Source organism: Rhizobium hidalgonense (assembly GCF_005862185.2).
Lineage (GTDB): Bacteria > Pseudomonadota > Alphaproteobacteria > Rhizobiales > Rhizobiaceae > Rhizobium > Rhizobium hidalgonense.
The window spans coordinates 4,203,765-4,217,252 of record NZ_CP054027.1; the positions used below are offsets into that span (position 1 = coordinate 4,203,765).

General features: G+C 61.9%; 12 protein-coding genes. 8 read left to right on the plus strand and 4 right to left on the minus strand.

Features of this window, described 5'->3' with window-relative positions; translation table 11 throughout:
* Nucleotides 1-85: 85 nt before the first annotated feature.
* The 7 genes from infB (at nt 86) to FFM81_RS20550 (ending at nt 9,356) form a co-directional block, all read left to right on the plus strand.
* Nucleotides 86-2,845, plus strand: a complete 2,760-nt coding sequence (gene infB / locus FFM81_RS20520; protein WP_138386101.1) for a translation initiation factor IF-2 — start codon at nt 86-88, stop codon at nt 2,843-2,845.
* 154 nt (nt 2,846-2,999) lie between these two features.
* Entirely contained in the window at nt 3,000-3,404 is a 405-nt protein-coding gene (rbfA, locus tag FFM81_RS20525) for a 30S ribosome-binding factor RbfA (RefSeq protein ID WP_003571232.1), read from the plus strand.
* 13 nt (nt 3,405-3,417) lie between these two features.
* The gene (gene truB, locus FFM81_RS20530; protein WP_003571234.1) at nt 3,418-4,350 is read left to right on the plus strand and encodes a tRNA pseudouridine(55) synthase TruB; all 933 of its coding nucleotides are present in this window, start codon (nt 3,418-3,420) and stop codon (nt 4,348-4,350) included.
* A 96-nt stretch (nt 4,351-4,446) separates the two neighbouring features.
* Nucleotides 4,447-5,295 carry an alpha/beta fold hydrolase gene (locus FFM81_RS20535; RefSeq protein ID WP_097535298.1) on the plus strand — a complete coding sequence of 283 codons (849 nt, stop codon included), beginning with the start codon at nt 4,447-4,449 and terminating at the stop codon, nt 5,293-5,295.
* 151 nt (nt 5,296-5,446) lie between these two features.
* The gene (gene rpsO / locus FFM81_RS20540) at nt 5,447-5,716 is read left to right on the plus strand and encodes a 30S ribosomal protein S15 (protein WP_003571238.1); all 270 of its coding nucleotides are present in this window, start codon (nt 5,447-5,449) and stop codon (nt 5,714-5,716) included.
* A gap of 353 nt (nt 5,717-6,069) precedes the next feature.
* Nucleotides 6,070-8,208, plus strand: a complete 2,139-nt coding sequence (pnp, locus tag FFM81_RS20545; RefSeq protein ID WP_097535301.1) for a polyribonucleotide nucleotidyltransferase — start codon at nt 6,070-6,072, stop codon at nt 8,206-8,208.
* Nucleotides 8,209-8,339: 131 nt separating this feature from the next.
* Nucleotides 8,340-9,356 (plus strand): class I SAM-dependent methyltransferase, encoded by a 1,017-nt coding sequence (locus FFM81_RS20550; protein ID WP_097535303.1) that lies wholly within the window; start codon nt 8,340-8,342, stop codon nt 9,354-9,356.
* Nucleotides 9,357-9,448: 92 nt separating this feature from the next.
* On the opposite strand, the gene fabI is transcribed toward FFM81_RS20550, so the two are convergent.
* Genes fabI through fabA form a run of 3 tightly spaced genes read right to left on the minus strand, consistent with a single transcriptional unit; the run spans nt 9,449 to nt 12,052 of the window.
* Nucleotides 9,449-10,255 carry an enoyl-ACP reductase FabI gene (fabI, locus tag FFM81_RS20555; protein ID WP_003571243.1) on the minus strand — a complete coding sequence of 269 codons (807 nt, stop codon included), beginning with the start codon at nt 10,253-10,255 and terminating at the stop codon, nt 9,449-9,451.
* 4 nt (nt 10,256-10,259) lie between these two features.
* The gene (fabB, locus tag FFM81_RS20560) at nt 10,260-11,492 is read right to left on the minus strand and encodes a beta-ketoacyl-ACP synthase I (protein ID WP_003571244.1); all 1,233 of its coding nucleotides are present in this window, start codon (nt 11,490-11,492) and stop codon (nt 10,260-10,262) included.
* A gap of 44 nt (nt 11,493-11,536) precedes the next feature.
* Nucleotides 11,537-12,052 carry a 3-hydroxyacyl-[acyl-carrier-protein] dehydratase FabA gene (gene fabA, locus FFM81_RS20565; RefSeq protein WP_025417454.1) on the minus strand — a complete coding sequence of 172 codons (516 nt, stop codon included), beginning with the start codon at nt 12,050-12,052 and terminating at the stop codon, nt 11,537-11,539.
* Nucleotides 12,053-12,352: 300 nt separating this feature from the next.
* Here fabA and irrA point away from each other — a divergent pair, with 300 nt between their 5' ends.
* Nucleotides 12,353-12,772, plus strand: coding sequence for an iron response transcriptional regulator IrrA (irrA, locus tag FFM81_RS20570; RefSeq protein ID WP_003571248.1), 420 nt, complete (start codon nt 12,353-12,355; stop codon nt 12,770-12,772).
* Between the two features lie 13 nt (nt 12,773-12,785).
* Here the strand turns inward: irrA and FFM81_RS20575 are convergent, their stop codons facing one another.
* Complete coding sequence (locus FFM81_RS20575; RefSeq protein ID WP_003571250.1) at nt 12,786-13,421, minus strand: trimeric intracellular cation channel family protein; 636 nt, start codon at nt 13,419-13,421, stop codon at nt 12,786-12,788.
* Nucleotides 13,422-13,488: the final 67 nt, after the last annotated feature.

The window sequence follows — 13,488 nt, forward strand, 5'->3', positions numbered from 1 at the left end:
GCCGGTCGCATCCTCATTGATCGACAAGTATTGAACGACAGGGTCTGATCTAGTCATCGCTCCCTGTCCGAAGGAACGGGAACGAATGACCGATAGTAACGACGACAAGACAATCAGCGTGACGGGCAAAAAGACGCTTACCCTGAAACCATCGGGGATGAGCCAGGGCACCGTTCGCCAGGATATGGGTCGAGGTCGCACCAAAGCGGTCGTCGTCGAGACCCGTAAGCGGCGCCCCATGCGCCCGGAAGACGAAAAGCCGATCACGCCAGCCGCTCCGGTGGCCCCTATCCGTGCAGCCGAGCCGGCGCCCGCACCCGTGCCGGCGCGCCCGCAACAGCCGACGCCGGCACCGCGGGTTCAGCAGAGCAACAACGGCCAGATGAACCAGCGTCCGCAGCAGTCCCATCAGGCCCCGCGCCAGAATGATCGTCCGCGCCCGGTGGTGCTGAACCATCTGTCGCCTGAGGAAATGGACGCCCGCCGCCGCGCGCTGGCCGACGCCCAGGCGCGTGATGCCCAGGATGCGATCCGCCGCGCCGAGGAAGATAAGCGCCGCGCCGCCGAAGAGATTGTCCGTAAGGCAGCCGAAGCCGAAGAAGCTGCCCGCAGGGCCGCTGAAGAGGCTATCCGGCAGGCTGAGGCACCCGCCGCTGTTGCTGAACCAGCCGCAGCACCGGCTCCGGCCGAAGCGCGCTCCGACGCCCCGCGGCCGCAGCAACCTGCATCGTCTGCACCGGCCGCCCGCCGGCCCGATGCCGCCGGAGCACCGGCTGGTGTCCGCCCGGCAGCGGGCGCTGCTGCCCCCGGCGCCGTTCGCGGTCGTCGCGACGAAAAGGAAGAGGATGATCGTGGCGGCGCAGCAGCGCGCGGCGGTCCTGTCCGTGGCCGCGTCGTTCGCCCGGAACCAGCCAAGCCGGTCACGACACGTCCGAAGACCGATGAAGAACGTCGTCGCGGCAAGCTGACGATCTCCACCGCCAATGTCGACGGCGAGGACAATGCTCGCGGACGTTCGCTCTCGGCGATGCGCCGCCGGCAGGAGAAGTTCCGCCGCGGCCAGATGCAGGAAACCCGTGAGAAGATCTCGCGTGAGGTGATTCTGCCCGAGACCATCACCATTCAGGAACTGTCGCAGCGCATGTCAGAACGCGCCGTCGACGTCATCAAGTACCTGATGAAGGAAGGCCAGATGATGAAGCCGGGCGATGTCATCGACGCCGACCTTGCCGAACTCATCGCCGGCGAATTCGGCCATACGGTCAGACGTGTTTCGGAATCCGACGTCGAGCTTGGCATCTTCAACGTGTCCGACGAGGATGGCGAACTGGTTTCGCGTCCGCCTGTCGTCACCATCATGGGCCACGTCGACCACGGCAAGACCTCGCTGCTTGACGCCATCCGCCATGCCAACGTGGTCTCCGGCGAAGCCGGTGGCATCACGCAGCATATCGGCGCCTATCAGGTGGAGCAGAGCGGTCAGAAGATCACCTTCATCGACACGCCCGGCCACGCCGCCTTCACGGCCATGCGTGCCCGCGGCGCGCAAGCGACCGACATCGCGATCCTGGTCGTCGCAGCCGACGACAGCGTGATGCCGCAGACGATCGAATCGATCAACCACGCCAAGGCGGCCGGTGTTCCGATCATCGTGGCGATCAACAAGGTCGACAAGCACGAGGCCGATCCGCAGAAGGTCCGCAACCAGCTGCTGCAGCACGAAGTCTTCGTGGAATCCATGGGCGGTGAAGTGCTCGACGTCGAAGTTTCGGCCAAAACAGGCAAGAACCTCGACAAGCTGCTCGAGGCGATCCTGCTGCAGGCGGAAATTCTCGACCTCAAGGCCAATCCGAACCGGACGGCCGAAGGTACCGTCATCGAAGCCCAGCTCGATCGTGGCCGCGGTTCGGTCGCGACCGTGCTCGTCCAGAAGGGCACGCTGCGTCCGGGCCAGATCATTGTCGCCGGCGACGTCTGGGGCCGCGTGCGCGCCCTGGTCACCGACAAGGGCGACCATGTGAAGGAAGCGGGTCCCGCCACCCCGGTCGAGGTTCTCGGTCTTTCCGGCACGCCGCAGGCGGGCGACAAATTCGCCGTCGTCGAAAGCGAAAGCCGCGCGCGCGAAATCTCGGAATATCGTCAGCGTCTTGCCCGCGACAAGGCGGCTGCCCGCCAGTCGGGACAGCGCGGCTCGCTGGAACAGATGATGATGCAGCGCCAGAGCGCCGGCATCAAGGAGTTCCCGCTTGTTATCAAGGGCGACGTGCAGGGCTCGATCGAAGCGATTGCCGGCGCACTGGAAAAGCTCGGCACCGACGAAGTCCGCGCCCGCATTGTCCATTCGGGCGCCGCCGGCATCACCGAGTCGGATATCTCGCTGGCCGAAGCTTCGAACGCCGCCATCATCGGCTTCAACGTTCGCGCCAATACGCAAGCACGCCAGTTCGCCGAGCGCGAAGGTATCGAAATCCGCTACTACAACATCATCTACGACCTGGTGGATGACGTGAAGGCAGCGATGTCGGGCCTGTTGTCTCCGGAACGGCGCGAAACCTTTATCGGCAATGCCGAAATCCTCGAGGTGTTCAACATCACCAAGGTAGGCAAGGTCGCAGGCTGCCGTGTCGTCGAAGGCAAGGTCGAGCGCGGTGCGGGCGTCCGCCTCATCCGCAACGACGTTGTCGTTCACGAAGGCAAGCTCAAGACCCTCAAGCGCTTCAAGGACGAAGTGTCCGAAGTGCCGATGGGCCAGGAATGCGGCATGGCCTTCGAAAATTACGAGGATATGCGCGCCGGCGACGTCATCGAGTGCTTCCGCGTCGAGCATATCACGCGCACGCTCTAATCTGCTGCGTCTGAGCATGACGTTCCAAAAGCCATTCGCCAGCCGGCGGATGGCTTTCGGGTATCTGCCGACTTGACCTTTTCGACCAAAAGAGTCATGGACGCTCTCCTTTGACGGGTTCGATTCCCAGCCGCATCGGCAAATAGAGATAACTATGACCAGAGCAACTTCTTCCGCGCCTTCGCAGCGCATGCTGCGCGTTGGCGAACAGGTTCGCGCCGCGATCACCCAGGTCCTGCAGCGCGGCGAAGTGCGCGACGACGTCATCGAGGCGACCGTGATCTCGATCTCGGAAGTGCGTATGTCGCCCGACCTCAAGATCGCCACGGCTTACGTGACGCCGCTCGGCGTTTCCGACCACAGCATCGTCATCGAGGCGTTGAACCGTCATGCGCGGTATATCCGCGGCAGGCTCGGGCAGCAGCTTCGGCAGATGAAATACATGCCGGAGGTGCGCTTCCGCGATGATACCAGCTTCGACAACTACAAGAAAATCGACGAGCTGCTGCGTTCGCCCGAGGTGAGCCGCGACCTCGACGGCGATAATGACGACCAATAACCAGAAGAGACGCATGTCCAAACCACGCAAACCCAAGGGCCGGCCGATTTCCGGCTGGCTGATCCTCGACAAGCCGGTGGATTTCGGCTCGACGGAAGCCGTTTCCAAGATCAAGTGGCTCTACAAGGCGCAAAAGGCCGGCCATGCCGGCACGCTCGACCCGCTCGCCTCCGGCATGCTGCCGATCGCGCTCGGCGATGCGACGAAGACCGTTCCCTATGTGATGGACGGCCGCAAGATCTATGAATTCACCGTCAGCTGGGGCGAGGAGCGCGCCACGGACGATCTCGAGGGCGAAGTGACCGAAAGCTCGGACAAGCGCCCGAGCGAACAGCAGATCCGCGATATCCTGCCTGGATATATCGGCACCATCAGCCAGGTGCCGCCGCAGTTTTCGGCGATCAAAATATCGGGTGAACGCGCCTATGATCTGGCGCGTGAAGGCGAAACCGTCGAAATCCCCTCGCGCGAAGTCGAAATCTTCCGGCTGACATTGCTCGCCTGCCCGGATGCCAATACCGCGCATTTCGAAGTGGAATGCGGCAAGGGCACTTATGTCAGGGCGCTGGCGCGCGATTTTGGCCGGGAGCTCGGCTGCTACGGCCACGTGTCCGGGTTGCGGCGCACCTTCGTCGCGCCCTTTGCGGAAGAGGCCATGGTGCCGCTCGCCAACCTCGTGGCGCTGGAGGCGCTCGAAGATATGGACGAGCGGCTTGCCGCCCTCGACGCGCTGCTGATCGATACCTGCGAGGCGCTATCGGCCCTGCCCCATCTCGTCATCAATGACGACCAGGCGCACCGGCTGAAGATGGGCAACCCGATCCTCGTGCGGGGGCGCGATGCGCCGGTTGCCGAAAGCGAAGCCTATGCGACGGCTCGCGGCCGGCTGATCGCGATCGGCGAGATCGGCGAGGGCGAATTTCGCCCGAAGCGGGTTTTCGGCTGAGTCTGTACAGCTGACGATTGTCAGACGGTAACGATGCGATATCTTCCTTTCGGGCGATTACCGCCCGAGGGGCGAGTGCCGCCCGAGAGGAAGAATATGCGCACAACCGCTATCGGAATCCTGACGTTCTTTGCACTGTTGCTGACCGTTGCCGGCGCTCAATCCGCCGAGCGCTGGGCCGAGCTTCCCGCCTTTCCTCCGATGCCGGCGGCCAAGACCAGCGGCATGGCCGATGTCAACGACATCAAGATGTATTACGCCGAATATGGTCAAGGCGAACCGATCCTCTTCATCCATGGCGGGCTTGGAAATGCCGACGTCTGGGGTCATCAGGTCGCCGATTTCGCCAAAGACCACCTGGTCATTGTTGCCGACAGCCGCGGCCATGGGCGTTCGACGCGCAGCCAGCAACCCTTCGGCTATGACCTGATGACATCGGATTATGTCGCCCTTCTCGACTATCTGAAGATCGACAAGGTGACGCTTGTGGGATGGTCGGACGGCGGCATCATCGGCATCGACATGGCGATGAAGCACCCGGAAAAATTGACCCGCGTCATTGCCCAGGCGGCCAACGTCACGACCGACGGCGTCAAAGATATCACGCACAACAAGACCTTCAACGACTACATCAACGTCTCCGGCGAGCAGTATCGCAAGCTTTCGCCGACGCCGAATGAATACGAGACCTTCGTCAAGCAGGTCTCCGCGATGTGGGCGACCCAGCCGGCCTGGACGGCCGCCGATCTTACCAAGATCTCGGTGCCGGTCACGCTTGCCATCGGCGATCATGATGAAGCCGTCAAGCTCGACCATACCGAAATGATGGCAAAGCAGATTCCGGGCGCCAAACTCGTCATCCTGAAAGATGTCAGCCATTTCGCCATGTTGCAGGATCCTGCAGCCTATGACGGGATGATCCGGGGTGCCATGGCGGGTCGTTGAAGTCGCCAGGGACGACCCCTCTTTCCATCGACCCATATTTGGTTTATAGGCAGCGCCAGCATCGGGTACGCCCGTTTGCATTCACGGCCAAAGCTGGACGGCATCCCGGCTTTTGGCGACCTTTATTTCCTCTCTTAGAAAGGATCACCCGATGTCGATCACTGCTGAGCGCAAGTCTGCGCTGATCAAGGAATACGCAACCGTTGAAGGCGATACCGGTTCTCCGGAAGTCCAGGTCGCGATCCTGACCGAACGCATCAACAACCTGACCGAACACTTCAAGGACCACAAGAAGGATAACCATTCCCGCCGTGGCCTGTTGACGATGGTTTCGAGCCGCCGCTCGCTTCTTGATTATCTCAAGAAGAAGGATGAAGGCCGCTATTCCAAGCTGATCTCCAGCCTGGGTATCCGCCGCTAAGATTGTCCGGCGGGCGCTTTCCGAGCGCCCGCCGGATCCTGTTTCGGGACACGGTTCCCGATGAAATGTTCCAGCCGCGCCCTATTCTCCAAGCGGTGGAAAGATCGGCGGACCCGGATGGGCCGGTTCTGCCAAACCAACCGTTGACCTGTCATGGGGCAGGATTGCCGGATGCTTTCGGCCAAGGCTTCTTGAGGCTTTGGCCCAGTTTCCCGGGAACTGGGTTCCCTGGAGGAAATTGAGATAAAAGCCTCTCGTTGTCTTGCCCGTGATACGTCACATTGTTTGCGGTCGACTGTGCGCTGCGCCCTGATATCGGCGATGGCGCGTGCTCCCGCACTGAAGGACAAGTCATGTTTGATACACACACCGTCGAAATCGAGTGGGCCGGCCGCCCGCTGAAGCTCGAAACCGGCAAGATTGCCCGTCAGGCCGACGGCGCCGTTCTCGCTACCTACGGCGAAACCGTGGTTCTCGCTACCGTCGTTTCCGCCAAGGCGCCGAAGCCCGGCCAGGACTTCTTCCCGCTCACCGTCAACTACCAGGAAAAGACCTACGCAGCCGGCAAGATCCCCGGCGGTTATTTCAAGCGCGAGGGACGTCCGAGCGAGAACGAGACCCTCGTTTCCCGCCTGATCGACCGCCCGATCCGCCCGCTCTTCCCGGAAGGCTACAAGAACGACACCCAGGTCGTCGTTACCGTCATCCAGCACGACCTTGAAAACAACCCCGATATCCTGTCGATGGTTGCCACCTCGGCAGCGCTGACGCTCTCCGGCGTTCCCTTCATGGGCCCGGTCGGCGGTGCGCGCGTCGGCTACATCAACGGCGAATATGTTCTCAACCCGCATCTCGACGAGATGGACGAATCGAGCCTCGACCTCGTCGTCGCCGGCACCTACGACGCCGTGCTGATGGTTGAATCGGAAGCCAAGGAACTCAACGAAGAGATCATGCTCGGCGCCGTCATGTTCGGCCACAAGGGCTTCCAGCCGGTTCTCGACGCAATCATCAAGCTCGCCGAAGTTGCCGCCAAGGAGCCGCGCGATTTTCAGCCGGAGGATTACTCCGAGCTCGAAGCGGAAATGTTGAAGCATTTCGAAGCTGAACTGCGCGAAGGCTACAAGATCACCCAGAAGGCCGATCGCTACGCCGCCGTCGACGCCGTCAAGGCAAAGGTCAAGGCTCACTTCTTCCCTGAAGGTGTTGAACCGAAGTACACCGCCGAAGTCATCGGCGCTGTCTTCAAGCACCTGCAGGCGAAGATCGTTCGCTGGAACATCCTCGACACCAAGAGCCGCATCGACGGCCGCGACCTGGAAACCGTCCGTCCGATCGTTTCGGAAGTCGGCCTTCTGCCGCGCACCCATGGTTCGGCGCTCTTCACCCGCGGTGAAACCCAGGCGATCGTCGTTGCCACGCTCGGCACCGGCGAAGACGAGCAGTATGTCGACAGCCTGACGGGCATGTACAAGGAGCGCTTCCTGCTCCATTACAACTTCCCTCCCTACTCGGTTGGCGAGACCGGCCGTATGGGCTCCCCGGGCCGTCGCGAAATCGGCCACGGCAAGCTCGCCTGGCGCGCGATCCGTCCGATGCTGCCGACCGTAGAGCAGTTTCCCTACACGCTGCGCGTCGTCTCCGAGATCACCGAGTCGAACGGCTCGTCCTCGATGGCGACCGTCTGCGGCACGTCGCTTGCTCTGATGGATGCCGGCGTTCCGCTGGCAAAGCCGGTTGCCGGTATCGCCATGGGTCTGATCCTCGAAGGCGATCGTTTCGCCGTCCTCTCCGACATTCTCGGTGACGAAGATCACCTCGGCGACATGGACTTCAAGGTTGCAGGCACCGCCGACGGCATCACCTCGCTGCAGATGGACATCAAGATCGCCGGCATCACCGAAGAGATCATGAAGGTCGCGCTCGGCCAGGCCCAGGGCGGTCGCGCCCACATTCTCGGCGAAATGGCCAAGGCCATCACCGAGAGCCGCGGCCAGCTCGGCGAATTCGCTCCGCGCATCGAAGTCATGAACATCCCGGTCGACAAGATCCGTGAAGTCATCGGCTCCGGCGGCAAGGTCATTCGCGAAATCGTCGAAAAGACCGGCGCCAAGATCAACATCGAGGACGACGGCACCGTCAAGATCGCCTCCTCTTCCGGCAAGGAGATCGAAGCGGCCCGCAAGTGGATCCACTCGATCGTCGCCGAGCCTGAAATCGGCCAGATCTACGAAGGCACGGTTGTCAAGACCGCCGACTTCGGCGCCTTCGTCAACTTCTTCGGCGCCCGCGACGGCCTCGTCCACATCTCGCAGCTTGCTTCCGAGCGTGTCGCCAAGACCCAGGACGTCGTCAAGGAAGGCGACAAGGTTTGGGTCAAGCTGCTCGGCTTCGACGAACGCGGCAAGGTTCGCCTGTCGATGAAGGTCGTCGACCAGGCCACCGGCCAGGAAATCCCGAACGAGAAGAAGAAGGAAGAAGCGGCAGAATAAGCCGCGTCTTTCAGATTTCATTCCGGGCGCGGGAATCTTCCGCGCCCTTTTTGTATCCTGGTTTTGCGCATGTCGTGGCCGCAAAACCGCTCACACACTTTTGCGCGACATGCTTTAACGAGACGAGACCCATGAGCCGTGAGACGCTGAAGACCCTGTTCCATCCCTTTGCCAGCGGCACAGTCCAGGCGCCCGGTGAGGGCGAGCGCGTGCTCTTCCTCGGCGCCGAGGCAGGCTTTGCGCTGCCTGATGGTTTTGCCGCCTCGCTCAGCGCCGTCCAGGGCTTCCGGCCGCTCTACCGGCAGCTGCTGGCGCAGCGGATCGAAGCAAAGCCGGAGATCGACGGTGAGGACTACGATGCCGCCCTGGTGCTTTGCACCAAGCACAAGGGCGAGAACGAGGCCAATCTCGCCGCGGCTATCGCGCGCACAGAGATCGGCGGCCTGATCGTCGTTGCCGGCGCCAAGGAAGACGGCATCCAGCCGCTGCGCAAGCGCCTCGAAGGGTTCGGTCTCGCGATCGACCACATGCCGAAATATCACGGCGTCGCCTTCTGGTTCGGCCGGCCGGCCGATGCCGGCGACATCATTTCCAAGCTGGCAAAGACGCCGGTCCGCGTCGACGGCCGCTTCAATGCCACCGCCGGCATGTTCTCGCATGATCGGATCGATGCCGGATCGGAATTGCTCGCCTCGCGCCTGCCGCAGGATTTTGCCGGCGACGTTGCGGATTTCGGCGCCGGATGGGGTTATCTCTCCGTTGAACTGGCCCAGAGATCGCGTGCACTGACCCGTCTCGACCTCTATGAGGCCGATCACGCGGCTCTGGAGGCCGCCAGGGACAATCTGGCGGAAAACTGCCCGAGCGCGCCTGCGCGCTTCTTCTGGCACGATCTGGCAGGCGAGCCGGTCAAGGACAAATACGATCTCGTCATCATGAACCCGCCCTTCCATGAAGGACACGCAGCCGAGCCGGCACTCGGCCAGGCGATGATCAAGACAGCCGCATCCGCGCTCCGCGGCGGCGGCCGCCTGATGCTGGTCGCCAATCGCGGCCTGCCCTACGAGCCGGTCCTGGTCGCGAATTTCCGGGAAAGCGGCGAAACCTGCCGCAACGCCCGCTTCAAGGTGCTGTGGGCGAAGAAATAAGGTTCGGCTCGAACCGTTCCCTCTCGTGGATCAAAATAAAAAGGCCGTGCGCATCATCTGCGCACGGCCTTTTATTTTGATGGGAACAGCCTTTATTCCACGTCCGCTCTGCGCAGCGTGTCCAACGTCGGCATCGAGGTGATGTTGAAGCCGGCGTCGACGAAGTGGATTTCGCCGGTGACGCCGGCGGACAGGTCGGAGAGCAGGTAGAGCGCCGAGTTGCCGACCTGATCGATGGTCACGGTCTTGCGCAGCGGCGCATTGCGCTGGTTCCAGGAGAGGATGGCGCGCGCATCCGAGATGCCGGCGCCGGCAAGCGTGCGGATCGGGCCGGCCGAGATGGCGTTGACGCGGATGCCGCGCGGACCGTAATCGGCGGCGAGATAACGCACCGAAGCCTCGAGCGCCGCCTTGGCGACGCCCATGACGTTGTAATTCGGGATGACGCGGGTCGAACCATTATAGGTCAGCGTCAGCATCGCACCGCCGTCTTCCATCAACGGCGCGCAACGCTTGGCAATCTCGGTGAAGGAGAAACAGGAAATGACCATGGTACGGCTGAAATTCTCACGCGTCGTATCGGCGTAGAGACCCTTCAGCTCGTTCTTGTCGGAGAAACCGATGGCGTGGACGATGAAATCGAGCTTGCCCCAGCGCTGCTCGATCGCATCGACCAAGGCATCGACCGATGCGATATCCTCGACGTCGCAGGGCAGCACGAAATCCGAGCCGACTTCGGCGGCAAGCGGCTTGACGCGCTTGCCCAGCGCATCGCCCTGGTAGGTGAAGGCCAGTTCCGCACCCTGTGCGGCAAGAGCTTTTGAAATTCCCCAGGCGATCGAGTGGTTGTTTGCGACGCCCATGATGAGGCCGCGCTTACCCTGCATAATTCCAGTCATATTATTATCCGTTATAGCGCTGGAAGACGAGCGTGGCATTCGTCCCGCCGAAGCCGAAGGAGTTGGAGAGGGCGATATCGATCTTCGCATTGTCGATACGCTTGCGCACGATCGGCACGCCTTCGAATTCGGGATCGAGCTCGGTGATGTGGGCGCTTTCGCCGATGAAGCCTTGCTGCATCATCAGCAGGGAATAGATCGATTCCTGCACGCCGGCCGCACCGAGCGAATGGCCGGTCAGCGACTTGGTCGACTGGATATGCGGGATTTTTGATCCGAATACCTCGCGGATGGCGCCGATTTCCTTACTGTCGCCGACCGGCGTCGAGGTGCCGTGGGTGTTGACGTAGTCGACATCGCCTTTGACGGTGGCGAGCGCCTGGCGCATGCAGCGGATGGCGCCCTCGCCCGAGGGAGCGACCATATCGTAACCGTCCGAGGTCGCGCCGTAGCCGACGATTTCGGCGTAGATCTTGGCGCCGCGGGCCTTGGCGCGCTCCAGTTCCTCGAGCACCAACACGCCTGCGCCGCCGGCGATGACGAAACCGTCGCGGTTGACATCATAGGCGCGCGAGGCGCTGTCCGGCGTGTCGTTATACTTGGAGGACATGGCGCCCATGGCGTCGAAGAGGTTGGACATCGTCCAATCGAGATCTTCGTGGCCGCCGGCAAACATCACGTCCTGCTTGCCCCACTGGATCATTTCGGCGGCGTTGCCGATGCAATGAGCCGATGTCGAGCAGGCCGATGAGATCGAGTAATTGACGCCGTGGATCTTGAACCAGGTGGCAAGCGTGGCCGATGCGGTCGAAGACATCGCCTTCGGCACGGCAAAAGGGCCGATGCGCTTCGGGCTGTTGTTCTTCACGGTGATGTCGGCCGCCTCGATCAGCGTGCGGGTGGACGGGCCGCCGGACCCCATGATGATGCCGGCGCGCTCATTCTGCGCATAGTCCTTCTCTTCCAGGCCGGAATCGGCAAGCGCCTGCTTCATGGCGACATGGTTCCAGGCGCCGCCCTGCGACAGGAAGCGCATGGCGCGGCGATCCACCAGTTCGGCCAGCTCCGCAGCACCGAGCTTGGGGCTGCCCCAAACCTGGCACTTGAAGCCGTGCTCGGCGAAATCGTTGGAGAAGGAAATACCCGACTTAGCCTGCCGCAATGATTCGGTGACTTCGGCGGCGTCGTTCCCGATCGAGGACACAACACCCAGACCCGTGACAACTACCCGTCTCATCTGATCAAACCCTTTTTGTTTCGTGAACCGCTTGAGATGCGGTTTCAGGCCGTCTTGTCTTTCGAGAGACCGACGCGGAGGTCGGCCGCCTGGTATATGGTCTCGCCGTCCGCCTTCAGCCAGCCGTCGGCCGTGCCGAGGACCAGACGGCCGCGCATGACCCGCTTGAAATCGATGCCATATTCGATCAGCTTGGTATGCGGCTTGACCATGCCCTTGAATTTCACTTCGCCTGTCGAAAGCGCCATGCCGCGGCCTTCCTCGCCGAGCCAGCCGAGGAAGAAGCCGGTCAGCTGCCACATGCCGTCGAGGCCAAGGCAGCCCGGCATGATCGGATTTCCTTCGAAATGGCAGGGAAAATACCAGTCGTCGGGACGTACGTCGTATTCGGCCCTGAGGTAGCCCTTGTCAAAAGTGCCGCCGGTTTCGGAAATATCGGTGATACGGTGGACCATCAGCATGGGCGGCAGGGGAAGCTGCGCATTGCCGGGGCCGAACAGCTCGCCATGTGCGCAGGCAATGAGTTCGTCATACGAGAAGCTGGACTGTCTGGTCGTCATAAAGTTTCTTTTCCCCCCGCGAGAAGCCGATGGATGTCAACGTTTAGTCCAAGTTCCTCAGAAAATGAAGCACGAGCAAGGCAGCTCCATTCATCGTCCCGGACCAGGCTTACGCCATTATTTGGTGGTCGAATACAGGAAGGCCAGGGCCGCGACCAGACCTATTTACGCCAAAAGCCCGTTTTTGCCGCGTTTATCAGGCTCTTGTCCCCATTGAACTATTGAAAGGCTCCGATGCAAAAGTTATACCGCTTGAAGAAACATGATTGCTTTATGCAGGAATAACCGGAGTTGGTGTTGATGACGGGTATACTCCCGATCGCCATAGAGGTCAGGCTGCGCGGCGCGGGCCTGCGCCCTACCCGCCAGCGTGTCGCGCTCGGCGACCTCCTGTTTGCCAAAGGCGACCGGCATCTGACGGTTGAGGAATTGCATGAGGAGGCGGTTGCCGCCGGTGTGCCGGTGTCACTGGCAACCGTCTACAACACGCTGCACCAGTTCACCGAAGCCGGTCTCATCCGCGTTCTCGCTGTCGAGAGCGCCAAGACCTATTTCGACACCAATGTTTCCGACCATCACCATTTCTTCATCGAAGGCGACAACGAGGTGCTCGACATTCCCGTCAGCAACCTGACGATCGCCAATCTGCCGGAGCCGCCCGAAGGCATGGAGATTGCCCATGTCGACGTGGTGATCCGCCTGCGGGCGAAGCAGGGCTGACGACAGCGCTCTTTCACATGACGTCGTCCGGGTGCCGGCCGGGCTTGTGCCGGTAGGTCGGGAAGGTCCAGCCGAACCACAGGGCGCCGCCGCGCACCGCAAAGGCCGCCACGACGCCGCAGGCAGAGGCCAGATAGAGCGGCATTCCCAGACCATTGGCGAGCGTGAACACACCGGCGCCGATAAGCGCTGCGGTCACGTAGATTTCCGGGCGCAACAGCACCGACGGCTCGTTTGCCATCAGATCGCGCAGGATGCCGCCGAAGGTCGCCGTGAGCGTACCGGTGACGATCGCGATGGTTGGTGAGCCGGTGGCGGCAAGTCCTTTGGCCGCGCCGATGACGCAATAGGCGGCAAGGCCGATCGCATCCAGCCAGATCAGCAGACGATAACGCGATTCCAGCAGGTGGGCGGTGAAGAAAACAACGACGCCCATGATGCAGCAGACGAGGATATAGGCGGGGTTCAGCACCCAGAAGACCGGCACACGGCCGAGCACGATATCGCGCATGGTGCCGCCGCCCGTTCCCGTCACCATGGCGAAAAACAGAAAACCGATCAGGTCCAGTTGCTTGCGCGAGGCGGCGAGCGCGCCTGTTGCGGCAAACAGTGCAATGCCGGCATAATCGAGATAGACGAGCAGAGACATGCGAGCCCCGGAACCGCGGAATATTTCACCAAAAACCACGGCGGCAAGGGCGGCGCAAGGCGGTGCG